This window comes from Roseburia sp. AM51-8 (assembly GCF_003478275.1).
Classification (GTDB): domain Bacteria; phylum Bacillota; class Clostridia; order Lachnospirales; family Lachnospiraceae; genus Pararoseburia; species Pararoseburia lenta.
The window spans coordinates 1-17126 of record NZ_QUEY01000006.1 but is presented as its reverse complement, the minus strand read 5'-3'; the positions used below and the strand labels follow the sequence as shown (position 1 = coordinate 17126).

General features: G+C 46.1%; 15 protein-coding genes. 13 read left to right on the top strand and 2 right to left on the bottom strand.

Annotation, left to right across the window (positions count from 1 at the left end):
* The first annotated feature begins 152 nt into the window (after positions 1 to 152).
* The 3 genes from DW996_RS11510 to DW996_RS11500 are packed head-to-tail and all read left to right on the top strand — an operon-like array spanning position 153 to position 3615.
* The gene (locus DW996_RS11510) at positions 153 to 1403 is read left to right on the top strand and encodes a glutamine synthetase family protein (RefSeq protein WP_118535876.1); all 1251 of its coding nucleotides are present in this window, start codon (positions 153 to 155) and stop codon (positions 1401 to 1403) included.
* 32 nt (positions 1404 to 1435) lie between these two features.
* Complete coding sequence (locus DW996_RS11505) at positions 1436 to 2002, top strand: ANTAR domain-containing response regulator (protein ID WP_118282691.1); 567 nt, start codon at positions 1436 to 1438, stop codon at positions 2000 to 2002.
* A 20-nt stretch (positions 2003 to 2022) separates the two neighbouring features.
* On the top strand, positions 2023 to 3615 hold the full coding sequence (locus DW996_RS11500; RefSeq protein ID WP_118282693.1) for a CTP synthase: 1593 nt from the start codon (positions 2023 to 2025) through the stop codon (positions 3613 to 3615).
* Between the two features lie 73 nt (positions 3616 to 3688).
* Here DW996_RS11500 and DW996_RS11495 read toward each other — a convergent pair whose 3' ends face one another.
* The gene (locus DW996_RS11495) at positions 3689 to 5155 is read right to left on the bottom strand and encodes a DUF1846 domain-containing protein (protein WP_118535874.1); all 1467 of its coding nucleotides are present in this window, start codon (positions 5153 to 5155) and stop codon (positions 3689 to 3691) included.
* A gap of 337 nt (positions 5156 to 5492) precedes the next feature.
* On the opposite strand from DW996_RS11495, the gene DW996_RS11490 reads away from it, so the two are divergent.
* From DW996_RS11490 to DW996_RS11480, 3 genes are all read left to right on the top strand, one after another.
* Complete coding sequence (locus DW996_RS11490; RefSeq protein WP_118282698.1) at positions 5493 to 6854, top strand: NCS2 family permease; 1362 nt, start codon at positions 5493 to 5495, stop codon at positions 6852 to 6854.
* Positions 6855 to 6992: 138 nt separating this feature from the next.
* Entirely contained in the window at positions 6993 to 8267 is a 1275-nt protein-coding gene (locus tag DW996_RS11485; protein ID WP_118535872.1) for a hypothetical protein, read from the top strand.
* 68 nt (positions 8268 to 8335) lie between these two features.
* Positions 8336 to 8920, top strand: a complete 585-nt coding sequence (locus DW996_RS11480; RefSeq protein ID WP_147403556.1) for a DUF6320 domain-containing protein — start codon at positions 8336 to 8338, stop codon at positions 8918 to 8920.
* Between the two features lie 84 nt (positions 8921 to 9004).
* Here the strand turns inward: DW996_RS11480 and DW996_RS11475 are convergent, their stop codons facing one another.
* Positions 9005 to 10237, bottom strand: coding sequence for a 6-phosphofructokinase (locus DW996_RS11475; RefSeq protein ID WP_118535868.1), 1233 nt, complete (start codon positions 10235 to 10237; stop codon positions 9005 to 9007).
* Between the two features lie 153 nt (positions 10238 to 10390).
* On the opposite strand from DW996_RS11475, the gene DW996_RS11470 reads away from it, so the two are divergent.
* The 7 genes from DW996_RS11470 to DW996_RS11440 all read left to right on the top strand — a co-directional run bounded on the left by DW996_RS11470 (position 10391) and on the right by DW996_RS11440 (position 16990).
* Positions 10391 to 10594, top strand: coding sequence for a hypothetical protein (locus DW996_RS11470; RefSeq protein WP_118282709.1), 204 nt, complete (start codon positions 10391 to 10393; stop codon positions 10592 to 10594).
* A gap of 72 nt (positions 10595 to 10666) precedes the next feature.
* Positions 10667 to 11116, top strand: coding sequence for a hypothetical protein (locus DW996_RS11465; RefSeq protein ID WP_118535866.1), 450 nt, complete (start codon positions 10667 to 10669; stop codon positions 11114 to 11116).
* Complete coding sequence (locus DW996_RS11460; RefSeq protein WP_118535864.1) at positions 11046 to 12209, top strand: hypothetical protein; 1164 nt, start codon at positions 11046 to 11048, stop codon at positions 12207 to 12209. The genes DW996_RS11465 and DW996_RS11460 overlap by 71 nt, the downstream gene beginning before the upstream one ends.
* Before the next feature lie 17 nt (positions 12210 to 12226).
* A complete protein-coding gene (locus DW996_RS11455) occupies positions 12227 to 14665 on the top strand; it encodes an ATP-dependent Clp protease ATP-binding subunit (protein WP_207663760.1) in 2439 nt (812 codons plus the stop codon).
* 121 nt (positions 14666 to 14786) lie between these two features.
* Positions 14787 to 15200: an endosialidase gene (locus DW996_RS11450; RefSeq protein WP_118282715.1), complete on the top strand. Its 414-nt coding sequence runs from the start codon at positions 14787 to 14789 to the stop codon at positions 15198 to 15200.
* A gap of 126 nt (positions 15201 to 15326) precedes the next feature.
* A complete protein-coding gene (gene radA, locus DW996_RS11445; RefSeq protein WP_118535862.1) occupies positions 15327 to 16682 on the top strand; it encodes a DNA repair protein RadA in 1356 nt (451 codons plus the stop codon).
* Between the two features lie 113 nt (positions 16683 to 16795).
* Positions 16796 to 16990 (top strand): hypothetical protein, encoded by a 195-nt coding sequence (locus tag DW996_RS11440; protein ID WP_118535860.1) that lies wholly within the window; start codon positions 16796 to 16798, stop codon positions 16988 to 16990.
* The last annotated feature ends 136 nt before the right edge of the window (positions 16991 to 17126 follow it).

The following is a 17126-nucleotide window of genomic DNA, read 5'->3' as shown; positions in this document are numbered from 1 at the left end:
TATCTTTACAAAGAAAACATGATGTAGTAAAGTATTACTGTTAAACGAACAATGGCGTTCGAAGTAGGGCTTGGGTCTACAGGACTTTTGCCCTCTTCGGGCGCTTTTTTACATTCAAAACCGTGCGTTTTACTAATGGGATGGAGGTTACTATGGCAGACGATACGATGGAAGAAGTAATGGAATTTGTGGAAGAAAATGATGTCAAATTCATTCGACTGGCGTTTTGCGATATCTTTGGAAATCAGAAGAATATTTCTATTATGCCGGAAGAATTGCGGACAGCTTTTACAACAGGCATCAATTTTGACTCCTTTTTGATCTTAGGATATGATGATCCCGTTTATCAGGATCTTTATTTGAAACCGGTACCTGATACCTTAAATGTCCTGCCGTGGCGGCCGCAGCAGGGGCGGGTGATCCGTTTTTATTGTGATGTGGTCTTGCCGGATGGCAGTCCATATCCCTACGACAGCAGAAAGTTCTTAAAAGATACCCTGCAGGAATGTGCCAATATGGGATTTTCCTGTCGTATGGGACTGCGGAGTGAGTTTTATCTCTTTAAGACAGATGATGAGGGCAGACCGACCGATATTCCTTGGGATGAAGGTGGATATCTGGACATTGCGCCAAAGGATCGTGGAGAAAACATCCGGCGAGAGATCTGCCTGACCTTGGAAGAAATGGGCATCCAGCCGGAATCTTCCCACCATGAATCCGGTCCGGGACAAAATGAGATCGATTTCCGGTCTTCGGATGCGCTTGGAACCGCAGACAATTATATTACCTACAAAAATGTGGTCAGTGCCATTTCTAACCGAAACGGGGTCTTTGCTTCCTTTGATCCAAAGCCTCTCAAGGGAAAGAGCGGCAATGGTCTGCATATGAAGATCTCCACATGGAAAAACGGCGTCAATATGGATGAGATCGATCCGGAGTTTACCGAACACTTTATGGCAGGCGTTTTCCACCGTATGCGTGATATTACCTTATTTTTAAATACCCAGAAGCAGTCGTATGAGCGTTTTGGAGAGAACGAAGCACCAAAGTATATTACCTGGTCAGCCCAGAACCGGTCACGTCTTTTGCGTGTGCCGATCGTGCAGGGCAAGCGTACCTGTTTTGTACTGCGTTCGCCGGATTCCGGAATCAATCCTTATCTGGCATTTGCCATCGTGATCCAGGCAGGGCTTGCCGGGGTGCGTGGCAAAGAGATTCTGCCATCGCCGGTGGATAAGAGTAGCCGTCTGGTAAAGGATGAGGAAAAAGCATCCTACGATAAGCTGCCTTTGTCTTTGACAGAGGCGGTAGAATGTGCCAAGAAGAGTGCATTTTTACAGAATAGTCCATGCAAGGACATCGCAAATCGTTTCATAGAAGTGATCGAGCAGGAGGCAATGTAAGCAATTCATTTTTATGAAGGGAGGATGCGCGGATGGACAAAGCATTGATCGTATGTGATGCGCCCAAGGGCATCGAGTTCTTTCGCGATTTTCTGATGCAAAATGATTATAAAGAGATCACCGTGGTGGATAGCGGCGAGGAAGCCAGACGCATGCTGGTCGACAAAGATTTTGATCTGTGTCTGATCAATGCACCCCTGCGTAAGGAATCCGGCGAGCAGTTGTCGATCGACATTGCGGAGAAAAATATCTGTCAGGTCATTTTGTTTGTCAAAGCGGAATACAGCGAGGAGATCATGGATCGGGTGGAGGATTACGGTGTGATCACCGTCAGCAAGCCGATCAGCAGGCAGATGTTCTGGAGCGCCCTAAAACTTGCCAGGGTCGCACAAAGACGTATCACAATGGCACAAAAAGAAAATGCAAAATTACAGAAAAAACTGGATAGTTTAAAGACCGTATCGCGCGCAAAATGTCTTTTGATCTCCTATTGTGGGATGTCAGAGGAGGATGCGCATAAATATATTGAAAGACAGGCAATGGATAAGAGAATGAGCCGTTTGGAGATCGCACAGGATATCGTGCATACCTATGGCTAAAAAAGAGGAAGGAGAATTTTATGACAAAGCATGTATTTGTAACCGGCGGAGTAGTATCAGGACTAGGAAAGGGCATTACGGCAGCATCGCTGGGACGACTTTTGAAAATGCGTGGCTACAAGGTGGCATCACAAAAACTGGATCCTTATATGAACGTAGATCCGGGAACCATGAGCCCATACCAGCATGGCGAGGTTTTCGTGACAGATGACGGCGCGGAGACAGATCTGGATCTGGGACATTATGAGAGATTTATCGATGAAAATCTGAACAAGTATTCCAACCTGACCAGTGGTAAGGTCTACTGGAATGTCTTAAACCGTGAGAGAAAGGGTGAATACTTAGGACAGACCGTACAGGTGATCCCACATATTACTGAGGAGATCAAGCGCTTTATCTATATGGGGGCAGAGAGTTCCGATGCAGATGTTTTGATCACAGAGATCGGCGGAACGACGGGAGATATTGAAAGCCAGCCGTTTTTGGAGGCTATCCGTCAGGTATCCCTGGAGCGTGGAAGGGAAAACTGCTGTTTTATCCATGTGACTTTAGTACCATGGCTTTCCGGTTCCAACGAACATAAGTCAAAGCCGACCCAACATTCCGTAAAGGAATTGCAGTCCTTGGGAATCGCACCGGACATCATTGTATGCCGTGTAGACCGTCCGTTGGAGCAGAGCATCAAGGACAAGATCTCCCTCTTCTGTAATGTGCCAAAGGATTGCGTGATCGAAAATGATACCATGGATTGCCTTTATAAGGCACCTCTTATGCTGCATGAGCATGGTCTGGATACCGTGGTATGCCGCCGCTTACAGATCGAGGATAAGACGCCGGATCTGGCAGGTTGGGAAAAGATGGTCGATACCATCGATCATCTGACCAAGACGACCAAGATCGCTATCGTAGGTAAATATGTAGCCCTGCATGACGCTTATCTATCTGTGCATGAGGCACTTTTGCATGGCGGTTATGCCAATGATGCCAAGGTGGAGATCGAGTGGATCGATAGTGAGAAGATCACCAAGGATAATGTAGAAGAAATCTTATCCGGTCTGGACGGTATTTTGGTACCGGGCGGATTTGGAGATCGTGGTGTGGAAGGCAAGATCTTAGCCTGCCAGTATGCCAGAGAGCATGATGTGCCATATCTTGGCATCTGTCTGGGTATGCAGGTGGCAGCCATTGAGTTTGCCAGAGATGTGTGCGGCTTAGAGGATGCTAACTCCGGTGAGTTCAATCCGGGTGGCGAGCATCTGGTCATTGATCTTATGGAAGAACAGATGGCAGTTCTTAGAAAGGGCGGTACCATGCGTCTGGGCTCTTATCCATGTAAGATCAAGGCTGGTACGACCTTGGAACGTGCTTATGCCAAGGAAAATATTGACGAGCGCCACAGACATCGTTTTGAGTTCAACAATGCTTATCGTGATCTGATGACAGAAAAGGGTCTGACGATCAGTGGTACTTCACCGGACGATGCGATCGTGGAGGCAGTAGAAGTATCCGGCAACAAATTCCATGTGGGCGTACAGTTCCATCCGGAATTTAAGAGCCGTCCGAACAAGCCACATCCACTCTTTGCAGAGTTTATCAAGGCAAGTCTTTTATAGAAACAGGTAAAAAAATACCGATCCCGTGCATGCCATCATGCGGGGATCGGCTTTTTTATACCGCAAAAGATTATTATTTTACCTTTGTCTTTGGTTCGCAGGTCAGATACATGCCCAGTTTCTTGAAGATCTGTTCGTCCACTTCATCCAACATAACAGAAGAATGTACATTTAAGGTCTTTAAGTTTGGCAACTGGTCAAAAGCAGCCTTGGCATTGGCATCGGTATTGGAACTGATGGATAAGGCTACCAGCACTTCGTCACTGTGCAGGCTGGCATCATTGCTCCCGAGATAATTCTTTTTCAGACGGCTGATCGGCTGTAAGGCTTCCGGCGAGATCAAAAGTTTCTCATGGTCGATCCCTGCCAATTCCTTTAAGACATTTAAGAGGGCAGCAGCAGGTGCGCTGAGCAGATCAGAGGTCTTTCCATCGATGATACTGCCATCATCCAACTCGATGGCAACGGCAGGCTGGTGTGTCTGATTTTCTACTTCCATGGCTGCGACAGCAACCTTTCTGTCAGCAGGAGAGATCTCTGCCTGCTTCATCAGAAGTTCGATCTTGTAGAGTGCGTCTTTAGAACCAAGTCCCTTTTTGATATTGCAGATCTCAGTATAATAACGGCGGATGATCTCAGCCTTTCCGGCTTCGCGGCAGACCTCATCATCACTGATGCAGTTGCCGACCATATTCACGCCCATGTCTGTCGGAGACTGGTAAGCGCAAGTGCCGTAGATGCGCTCAAACATGGCCTTTAATACCGGATAGATCTCCACATCACGGTTGTAGTTGATTGTGGTCTTTCCATAGGCTTCCAGATGGAAAGGATCGATCATGTTGACATCGTTTAAGTCAGCCGTAGCGGCTTCGTAAGCGATATTTACCGGGTGCTTGAGTGGGAGATTCCATACCGGGAAAGTCTCAAACTTGGCATATCCGGCAGAAACACCGCGTTTGTGTTCGTGATATAACTGGGAAAGACAGGTTGCCATTTTGCCGCTTCCCGGACCCGGTGCCGTTACGACAACGAGTGGACGGCTGGTTTTGATATAGTCGTTCTTTCCAAAACCCTCATCGCTGACGATATGCTCGATGTTGCTTGGATAGCCGTCGATCTTGTGGAGGATATAAGAAGGAACTCCCAGAGAGTCTAAGTGGTGGCGGAATTCATCAGCGGCTGCTTCACCGGTGTACTGGGTGATGGCAACACTGCCGACATAAAGCCCAAAACTGCGAAAGACATCCATCAGACGAAGTACATCCTCGTCGTAGGTGATGCCCAGATCGCCCCTGATCTTATTGGAGGCGATGGCTCCGGCGGAGATAGCGATCACGATCTCTGCCTGATCCTTTAATTGTAGGAGCATACGCAGTTTGGAGTCAGGCATGAAGCCCGGTAGAACGCGGGATGCATGGTAGTCGTCATACAATTTGCCGCCAAATTCCAGATACAGTTTGTCTCCGAAATGGTTGATGCGTTCTTTGATGTGCTCTGACTGCATATGCAGGTATTTGTCATTGTCAAATCCGATTTTCATAATGTGTTCCTTCCTATATAATATTTGCTTATGTATTTGAGGGACAAAATTGTCCGAACCTGTGATTACATACACGCTCATAAGTATAGCATGGTGGCGACTTTGTGACAAGGTACTCATAAGGCAAGATTATAAAAATTAAAGCAGAGTTATATATTTATAAGAATGGCTGATAAAAAACATAAGGATAAATAATGGGACATATTTTTATCCCCTTGTCACTTTATCTTGAAAAAGGGCGGTTTTTCAAGTATAATCATCTGGTTGAACAAGGGCAGAACGCATCCTTACCTGCCCACGATAACGCGTGCAAGACACGTAGTAATAGGAGGAAAACATGTTAGAAAAAATGTTCAAACTCAAAGAGAACAACACTGATGTGAAGACAGAAGTCATCGGTGGTCTTACCACATTCATGACAATGGCTTACATCTTGGCAGTCAATCCTTCAATCCTTTCTGCATCCGGCATGGACGCAAACGCGATTGTTATGGCAACTGCACTCGCAGCATTTATCGGAACCCTTTGCATGGCACTTTTAGCAAATTATCCATTTGCACTTGCTCCGGGACTTGGACTGAATGCTTACTTTGCATACACCGTATGCGGAACCATGGGATATGATTGGAAGATCGCTCTTATGGCAGTATTTGCAGAAGGTATCATCTTTATCGTACTTTCTCTTACCAATGTGCGTGAGGCTATCTTTAATGCCATCCCAATGCAGTTGAAAAAGGGCGTATCTGTTGGTATTGGACTTTTCGTTGCATTCATCGGTTTACAGAACGGACACATTGTTGTAAACAGTGACTCTACGCTGGTTACCGTTGTAAACTTCACAGAGAATTTCCACACCGTAGGTATCGCAGCATTGCTCTGTGTGATCGGTCTGATCATCATTGCTGTTTTACATATCAAGAATGTTAAGGGATCTTTCCTCATTGGTATCTTCGCTACATGGATCCTTGGTATCATCTGTCAGTTGACAGGGATCTATACCGTTGATGTTGATGCAGGATTCTATTCTTTGATCCCTACCCAGTGGGTAAGTTTCGACTTCAGTTCTTTGGGAGAGACCTTTGGTCAGTGCTTCCGGGCAGATATGGGCAGAGTCAATGCTTTAGACTTCGTTGTTATCATCTTTGCATTCCTGTTCGTAGATATGTTTGATACGATCGGAACCCTGATCGGTGTTGCCAACAAGGCAGATATGTTGGATGAGAACGGAAAGTTAGAGAGAATCAAGCCAGCACTTTTGGCAGACGCTATCGCAACTTCTGCAGGTGCTATCCTTGGTACATCTACAACAACTACTTTCGTAGAGAGTTCTTCAGGTGTATCTGAAGGCGCAAGAACAGGTCTTGCATCTGTAGTTACAGGTTTCTTATTCTTACTGGCAATCATCTTTGCTCCGGTATTTACAACCATTCCTGGATTTGCAACTGCACCGGCTTTGATCTTTGTAGGATTTTTGATGGTATCTGCTGTTGTTGATATCGACTTTAATGATCCGGCAGAATCCATTCCGGCATACCTTTGCATGATCGCAATGCCACTTCTTTACAGCATTTCAGAAGGTATCGCAGTAGGTGTTATCTCTTACGTTGTTATCAACATCGTTGTTGGTAAGGCTAAGAAGATCCATCCACTTATGTATATCCTGGCAGTACTCTTTGTACTCAAGTATATCTTCTTATAAGATTGGTATAGGTAAATCAATAGGCTCATCCTTACAAATGTAGGGGTGAGCCTTTTTTCATTCTTTCATATGCAAAAATATAGGTTGACTAATCCTTGCATATGACCCACAATAGATAAAAGAAGAAAAGGGGTATTTATGGCAAAAGATTATATTCGGTGGGACAAATTAGATAACACAGCAAATCTCTTTCCGGTCATAGCGGGAGAGAGCATGACAAATACATACCGTATTTCCTGTGTGCTGAAAGAAGAGGTCGATGAAGGGCTCTTGCAGGAGGCACTGGATATGGTACTTCCAAAGATGCCGGGCTTTAACCTGCGTCTGCGCAGTGGCATTTTTTGGTATTATTTTGAAGAAAATGGAAAGAAGGCACCGCGGGTACATGAGGAGCATACCTATCCCTGCCGCCTGATCCATCAGTCCAAGAACAACAGTTATATGTTCCGTGTGACTTATTATAAGAATCGTATCAACTTAGAGGTCTTTCATGTACTGACGGATGGCATGGGAGGCATCAATTTTTTACGGGAACTGACCTATCAGTATCTGCGTCTGGCACATCCCAAGTTGCGCGAGACCCAGGGAGATCAGCTCAGTGCAGATACGTCTTTGAACCGTGAGGATTCTTTCCTGAAAAACTATAAGAAAAAGTCTAAGAGCGTTTACCAGTCCAAGAGGGCATTTCTGATCAAGGGAGAGAAACTGGCATACGATGGTTTTGGTGTGATCCATGGCTATCTGCCGATTCCGCAACTGAAAAAAGTATGTCATGCTTATGGTGTCAGCATCAACGAGTATCTGGTGGCAACTTTTATCTGGGCGGCATATCAGGAAAATTATCGCCATATTACAGAGGACAGACCAATTCGTGTGGCGGTTCCGGTCAATCTGCGTCCGTATTTTGATTCTATTACGACCAAGAATTTCTTTGTCATGGTGTCTGCAGAATTTGCACCGCAAAAAAACGAATATACCTTTGCGGAGATCCTTGCCATTACAAAAGACAGTCTGCGTGCACAGATCAACAAGGAACATCTGGAAAAGATCTTTTCCTACAATGTATCCAATGAGTTGATGGTCGTAGCGCGTGCCGTGCCGCTCTTTTTGAAAAATCTGGCTATGCGCCTGGTCTATACCCAGTCGGCGCTTGCCAACACGACGACGGTGACCAATATCGGCAATATCAAGGTAGAAAAGGTATATGAACCCTATATCCAGACCGTTCATTCTTTTTTATCTTTTTCAAAGGGGCAGAGTCTCAAGGCGACTATCACATCCTATCAGGACACCCTAGTCTATACCTATACCTCGGCATGGCAGGATACGGCGATCCAGCGCAGAGTTTTCCGTCAGATCGCGCAGGATGGGATAGATGTAAAGATTGAGACAAATGGAGTATATTATGAGTAAGTGTAAATATTGTGGAGTAGAGATTTTAGATGATGCCGTCAAGTGCCCGCTTTGCAGTGGGGTGTTGGATGGGAAAAAGGAAGAAGGACATACCTACGGATGTAGTATCGGGGGTGCGCAAGACGACCGTTTTATATCGGATCTTTAGTTTTGCCTTTATTGTGATCGCAAGTGTCTGCATCGCCTTAAATGTCTGGCTGACACCGACACTGCGTTGGGGAGAAATCGTGACTTGTTCCCTGGCGTACCTCTTGTGGCTGGGCTACATTATCTTAAAGGATAATGCAGGCTATCGTATCCGCATTCTTTCCGGTGTTGCGGGTGCCGTGCTTTTGATCATTCTGATCGATACCTTTTTGGGATTTTCCGGCTGGTCGGTCAGTTACGTGCTGCCGGCGGCGATCATTTTGCTGGATCTGGCATTGGCGATCCTTATGCTGATCAACCGTAGGAATTGGCAGAGTTATCTGATCCTACAGGTGGCGATGGTATTGGTCGGTATCGTACCGCTGGTTCTGATCCGTATCGGTATCGTGACCCAGCCGCTGGTTTCGGATATTGCCTTTTTGGTTACGGTTTTCATGTTTTTGGGATCAATGATCCTGGGCGGACGTACTGCCAGAATAGAGATGAAACGCAGGTTTCATATATAGTAAAAAATCACCCCATAGAAGTGCTGTGAGATAAGGCACTCTATGGGGTATTTATTTAGGAATGTGCTTAAGGCACATTCTTTTTTATAAAGAAGGATACAGATGCGGCAGCGGCAGATAGACCGGCATGCCATTTTCGTAGGTCAGGCTTGGCTGACCGACAATGATAGGGCGGAGATATTCTGCCATTTTTTCTGTCACATTGTTGCCGGAGGCGTTAATGAAATCACGCGGTACGGATCTGACTTCGTTGGCGATGAGAGAAATATCCGCAATATCGTAGGATACCCTATAAGGCTGGTTGGATTCGCGGCGGATAATGCTCATATAACCGCTGGCTCCTTTTAAGGCATGGGCTACGGCGGTGCGTCCTAATTCCTTGGACTCCTCGATGTCCGTCAGGGAAGAAAGATGAGCGGCACATCTTTGCGGCAGATTTAACTCGATCGAGCGCACTTTGATGCCCAAGCGGTGTGCGATCAAAGTCTCTAAGGTCTTACCGGCACCGCTTAACTGGCTGTGTCCGAAAGAGTCAAGCGTCTTGGTGGAGGCGCTGATATATTTTCCGTCTTTGTCGCGGATGCCTTCGGATATGGCGATCAGGACATTTGGTTTCTTTTGCATGATCTCTTTGACATCTTCTAAAAATCTCTCGGTATCAAAGGCTGTTTCCGGCAGATAGATCAGGTCCGGCCCCAAACCATAATCGGTTCTGGCTAGGGTAGCGGCACCTGTGAGCCAGCCGGCATCACGCCCCATGATCTCGACGATCGTTACACTTGGCAGAGGATAGATCGAAGTGTCGTAAGCAATCTCCTGCAAGGTGGTTGCGATATATTTAGCGGCAGAGCCAAAACCCGGCGTATGATCGGTCAGACACAGATCGTTATCAATGGTCTTTGGCACGCCCATAATGGTGACGGATTTTTCATGAAGTTTTGCGTAAGTGGAAAGCTGCAGTACGGTGTCCATGGAATCATTGCCACCAATATAAAAGAAACCGGTGATATCATTTGCCTCAAAAAAAGCAAAGATCTTTTCGTAGAGTTCGATATCGTCTGCCATCTTTGGCAGTTTATAACGGCAGGAACCAAGGTACATGGCAGGCGTCGTAGCAAGTGCCTGTAAAAAAGCCTCGTCTTCTAATTTATCGTCAAAGCAGATGATATCATTGTTTAAGATGCCAAGAATGCCATGCAGGGATCCGTAAATATGATCGTAAGAGCCGCTGGTATGTGCTTTTTCGATCACGCCGGAAAGGCTGGCGTTGATAGCTACGGTCGGACCGCCGGATTGTGCGACAATGCAGTTTTTCATAAGTAATAATCCTCCGTTTTTTGATTATTTCATATCAATTATTTGATTACCGCTTGTAATCATAACGAAAATGAAAAAGGAAAACAAGATGAGACATTAATGGTACATAACATATGGTAGGATGATCCCATCAAATGAAGGGAGACGAAAAAGATGGAATCAAAGAAAAAGGGATTAGACAGGGAAATGATCGTGGTGTGTGGCTTGGTGGCGCTTTTGGTATCGATCAGCATTATTTTTTCGGTTGCTTTATGGATGGATCTGGATCTGTTAAAATGCAACAGTACGATTTTAGTGGCAGTCTTTTCTGTATTGACTGGTGGAATTTGGGGCATACTCTTATGCAGAAATTGTTGACGTAAGTCTTATAGTTTTCTATAATTTCATATGTAGAATACTCATTTGAGAAGACTTGTTGAGGTGAACATAATGAATAGAAAACATAAGAATTTCATAGGTATGCTTGTGGGCGTGCTTGCCCTTTTATCGACCTTGTCTTTTCCGTGTTTTGCGGAGGGGACAACGACGATCCATATGAGTGCGGACAGTCTTTCTGTCGGTGATACCTTATCGGTTACGGTTACAGCGTCAGAGTCCGGCAGCATCAGTCTGCGCTACAATGCAGATGTTTTGCAGTTCGCCGGAAGTTCTGCTTCCTATACGACGGATGGCAACACGATCACGTTTGAGGGGACGAGTGCAACTTTGCAATTTACGGCAGCCTCTCAGGGACAGTCCTCTTTGATCGTATCATCCGACCATCACCGGAAGTTCTGCTTCCGTACAGGTTGCCGGAGGCACTGGGGATATGAATACACAGCAGACCCAGGATACACAGGATACTGCGACACAGGCGGCAGACGGACAGTTTGTCATTGATGGCGTTGCCTATGTGGTTTCCGAGCGTTACCCGGAGAGCGCGATTCCGGCAGGCTTCAGCCGTACCAGAGTGACTATTGATGGCTATGCCTATCGGGAATTATCCAATGGATCGATCACCCTTCTTTATCTAAAGAGAGCAGATAACACGGCAGGGGATGGTGTCTTTTATCAGTATGACGAAGCCATGAATAAGGTGACACCTTTTACCATGCTTGGTACAGCAGAACAGTATGTGGTTCTGGCAACGCCGGATAGTCTTTTGCGTGATTCTTTTACAGAGACGACACTGACCGTTGGAGATCAGACCTTATCTGTTTACAAAGAGGGGGATGACAGCGATTTCTATTTTGTATATGGTACCAATCAGGACGGCGTGACCGGATGGTTCCAGTATGATAATACGGATGGCAGCCTCCAGAGAGTGAATGAAGACCTGTTATCACAGGATACGACGGCAGAGGAGCCGGTGACGACTGCTGCCGGCAGTGATGAATATTTTGGAAAATGGCAGAAGCAGCGCTATCTGGTAGCGATCCTTTTGTTCGTTATTGTTGTACTTGCGGTTGTGATCATCAATCTTTTGTTATCCCGCAGGCGCAGGGAGGAAGAAGAGGATTGGATGGATGAGGATGAGCCGAACGATCCGGATCTGGCAGGCGCAGAAGATGAAGCGATAGAAGAAGATCTTATGGATGATCCTGCAGAGGATGAGGATGCGGATCAGGGTGCGGAAAAGACATCGATCTTTGTCAAACTGCGCAGAAATCTGCGTGAGGAAGAAGAGGACGAGTTCGACGATCTGGAGGATGATCTTTTTGAAGATGATCTGACAGATATGGAGGCAGAAGAAACTCAGCCTGAGATCGAGACGACAGAGGAAGCGCCGGAGGTCAAACGCGAAACGGCTGGCAAGGCGGCTTCGGAAGATGCTTTACAGGCGCAGCCAAACAAGAATAGACAGACGGCACCGCAGGAGCCGATCTACAGTGACATCAAGGGAACCGAGGCTTTCCAAAGCAAGGAAAATACCCGCTATAAGGGGGCTGACCTTGATGCACAGTTGGATATTCTTGATTTAAATGACTTATAATATGGAGGCTTTATAATATGATGGAGTTGACGGAACAGGCGCAGGCAGCCTTGGCGGATGCCAAACGCTTAGCCAAACGTCTGGGAGATAATTATATAGGGACTGAGCATCTGCTGGTCGCATTGGTCAGACAGGAAGACAGTCTGGCTGCCAAGGTTTTACAGGGTCTTGGCGTATCAGAAAAGAATTTGATCGACCTGATCGAAGAACTGATCTCGCCGGAAGGCGGTATCGCTGTTGCAGAATGGGACGGCAATACACCAAAGTTAGATCAGATGCTGGCACAGGCAGAACAGGAAGCCATTGCATGTGGTATGGATGAGATCGGTACAGAGCATCTTTTGCTTGCCATGGTGCGTATGCAGGATACAGCGGGCGCACGCATCTTGGCATCCATGTCCGTAGATACACAGAAATTATTCGCAGAGTTGATCTCTACTATGGGAAGAGAAGGCATTACATATAGAGAAAATAATGCCAATAAGAGAAGAAAACGCGGTGCCGGCGAGACATCTACCTTGGATCAATATGCCAGAGATCTGACAGATATGGCACGGCAGGGCAAGTTGGATCCGGTTGTCGGCAGAGAGGGCGAGATCCAGCGTGTGATCCAGATTTTGAGCCGCAGGGGCAAGAACAACCCATGCCTGATCGGGGAACCGGGTGTTGGAAAGACTGCGATCGTGGAAGGCTTGGCACAGAGGATCCAGTTAGGCATGGTGCCGGATTCTGTGGCAGATAAACGCGTGATGACACTGGATCTGTCCGGTATGGTGGCAGGTTCTAAGTATCGTGGCGAGTTTGAAGAACGTATCAAACGCGTGATCGCCGAAGTGATGCAGGCAGGAAATATCATATTATTCATAGATGAGATGCATACGATCATCGGTGCAGGTGGTGCAGAAGGTGCGATCGACGCTTCCAATATCTTAAAGCCGGCAATGGCAAGAGGCGAGATCCAGATCATCGGTGCGACTACGATCGCAGAATATCGCAAATATGTAGAAAAAGATGCCGCCCTAGAACGCCGATTCCAGCCGATCACGGTGGAAGAACCGACTGAAGAAGAGACAGAGGCTATCTTGCAAGGCATCAAGGAACGCTATGAAAAGCACCATGGCATTACGATTTCGGACGAAGCGGTCCATGCTGCGGTGACAATGTCGCAGCGTTATATCGCAGATCGTTTCCTGCCGGATAAGGCGATTGATCTGGTGGATGAAGCGGCTGCCAGATTACGTCTGATGGAAGTGAAAGCACCGGATCAGATGCTGACCTTGGAAGAAGAGTGCAAGGAGGCGGCTCGCGGTGTAGAAGAATGCCTGATGGCAGGGGATGTGCAAGGAGCATCTGATTGCCGCAAACAGCAGGCGACTCTGGAAAAGAAAATAAAGTCTTTGCGAAAGAGATACGAACACAGAAAAGACAAACAGCAGTTAGTTCTGACAGAGGATGATGTTGCACAGGTGGTTTCTATCTGGACCAAGATCCCGGTATCCAGATTAAATGAAAAAGAAGCTGTTCGCCTGCGCAATTTGGAAAAGACCCTGCATAAGAGAGTGGTAGGACAGGAAGATGCGGTCAGTGCTGTAGCGCGTGCGGTCAGACGAGGACGTGTAGGTCTCAAGGAGCCAAACCGCCCGATCGGTTCCTTCCTGTTCTTAGGACCGACAGGTGTTGGGAAGACAGAGATCTCCAAGGCTTTGGCAGAGGCAGTCTTTGGAGACGAAAAAGCAATGATCCGCGTTGATATGACGGAGTATATGGAAAAGCACAGCGTATCCAAGATGATCGGTTCACCGCCAGGATATGTAGGACACGAAGAAGGCGGACAGTTGAGTGAAAAAGTGCGCCGTAATCCGTATTCGGTCGTTCTTTTTGATGAGATTGAAAAAGCACATCAGGATGTATTTAACATTTTACTTCAAGTCTTGGATGACGGACATATTACGGATTCTCAGGGACGCAAGGTTAGTTTCAAAAATACGATCATCATTATGACCTCCAATGCCGGAGCGCAGGCAATCGTTGAGCCGAAGAAACTGGGCTTTGCATCGGTCGAAGATGAGAAGAATAGTTATGAATTTATGAAAAACGGCGTTATGGAAGAGGTAAAACGCATCTTTAAGCCGGAGTTCTTAAATCGAATTGACGAGACGATCGTATTCCGTTCCCTGAATAAGGAGGATATGAAGGAGATCGTGACGATCATGACCCGTTCTTTGATCGAGCGCTGCAAGACGCAGTTGGATATCGATCTGACCATCCGGGATGCGGTCAAGAAGCATCTGGTAGAGGTTTCCTATGATCCGAAATACGGAGCAAGACCATTGCGCCGGCGCATCCAGACAGATCTGGAAGATCCTTTGGCAGAACTTATTCTTTCCGGGGATGTAAAGAAGGGCAGTAAGGCCGTTGTCACGATGAGAAAAGGCAAGATCGTCTTTACTTCATAATTCTAAAATTTTTATGAATATCCTTGGATTTACTAGATATTTTATATCTTGTATTATATAATGTTCATACATTGTAAGACAGAGAAAAGGCATTGCCTTAAAGAAGCAGGAGGAGAAGAAAATGGCTGTAGTTAGCGAATTAATTCGTTGTGAGTCAGATGGTACTATTAGTTTTGGAGATTACAGTTTGGAGACCAAGTCCAAACTGGACAATGTGAGTCATCAGGGAGACTTATACAAGGTAAAGACTTTCAAGGAGATCACCAAACTGGAGCGAAATGGTATGTTTGTATATGAATCTGTTCCGGGGACTTCCGTAGAGCATTTTCAGGCTACCGAAGATGGCGTGACATTTACGGTAGAGGGACCGGAAGACGCGCAGATCACTTTGGAACTTGAACCGGAAACCGAATATGATGTCAAGGTTGCCGGGGCTGATGCCGGTACAATGAAGACGAATTTAGGCGGTAAGTTGAATTTGAGCGTGGAATTGGATGCCGAAAGTGCGATCTCTGTAGATGTAAAAAAGTGCTAAAAGCATACAAGATATAATAAAAAGGAGATCCCCGTCATAGATTGACGAGGATCTTTCTTATGTAATAGAAAGTTCACTCCGATTACATGAATACTTAATATATAGAAGAAACCGTGAGGAAATTGAATGGCAAAGGGAAAGAATAACGTATTTTTCTGTCAGGAATGTGGTTATGAATCGTCCAAATGGGTCGGACAATGCCCGGCGTGCAAGGCATGGAACACCATGGTAGAAGAAATCGTTGATAAAAAATCCAGTGTGACACATAGACAGATCACAGAAGTACAGGTGGCAAAATTAAATGATGTCCAGTCGTCATCGGAAAAGAGGATGGATACTCATATCGAAGAGTTGAACCGTGTACTGGGCGGTGGCATTGTGCCGGGCTCTTTAGTATTGGTAGGCGGAGATCCGGGCATTGGTAAGTCGACACTCTTATTGCAGACCTGTAAGAGTCTGTCAGACCAGAAAATCGCGGTCTTGTATATTTCGGGAGAGGAATCACTGCAACAGATTAAGATGCGTGCAGACCGGATCGGTATCTTTTCTGATGAAATGACACTTTTGTGCGAGACCAATCTGGATCTGATACAGGGCGTGATCGAAGAGCGCAAGCCACAGGTGGTTGTCATCGACTCCATCCAGACCATGTTCCGTGAAAATGTCAATTCGGCACCGGGGAGTGTTTCGCAGGTACGAGAAGCCACCAGCGTGCTGATGCGCCTAGCAAAAGAACAGGGGATCGCTATCTTTGTCGTGGGACATGTGACAAAAGAGGGGACGGTGGCAGGCCCGCGTGTACTGGAGCATATGGTAGATACGGTTCTTTATTTTGAAGGGGATCGCTATGCCAGTTATCGTATCCTGCGTGCTGTTAAAAACCGATTTGGTTCTACGAACGAGATCGGTGTCTTTGAAATGTGCCAGTCAGGATTGCGGGAAGTTCCCAATCCGTCAGAATATATGTTGGATGGCAAACCCAAGAATGCCAGTGGTTCGATCGTTGTATGTACCATGGAAGGTACAAGACCTTTGCTGGTGGAGATACAGGCGCTGGTATGCCACAGTGCGTTTGGTATGCCAAGACGAACGGCGGCGGGCGTGGATTACAACCGCGTCAACCTTTTGATGGCAGTATTGGAAAAAAACGTGGGAGTCAGACTGGCAGACCAGGATGCTTATATCAATATTGCAGGAGGCATGAAGGTCAGTGAACCGGCAACGGATCTTGGACTGGTCCTGGCGATCATATCAAGTTTTCGCAATCGTCCGATCGCAGAAGATATGATCTGTTTTGGCGAAGTAGGCTTGAGTGGCGAAGTGAGATCTGTAAATATGGTAGAACAAAGAATAGCAGAAGCGCACAAACTGGGATTTAAGCAATGTATCCTGCCTAAAGTGTGTATGAAAAATATACAAAAGCCGGATGGAATGTTACTAAAAGGGGTTGAGAATGTGCGCGAGGCATTGGAAATCCTGTAAAAAACGAGTTTGTACAAATTGTCAGATAAAATAGCACAATTACTGCAATCGTGCCACTTTAACAATATTCGACATTTCTATTGACTTCTATAGGAGTGAAGTGGTACTATAACATGGCTGGCGGGGAGAGCGGTCAGGAAGATGAGATTCTACCACAGCATGACAACTTTTTAAAAGAAGGATTTAAAAGATTAATTAAAAAGTTGTTGACAAACTTCAAATCATTTGATATGATAATGAAGTTGTTCGGGTCGCAAGCGGCTCGAAAGAAAAATGAAAAAGTTGTTGACAAACTTCTTGATACATGATAATATACTGGAGTTGCTGTTAACAACACAACCTTGATAACTGAACAGTGAAACAACCTTGAAAGATTCTAAGAGAATAATTCAAGTCGATCAGAAATGATCGCAAACGAACAGCTTTTTAAAAAGCAACCTTAAA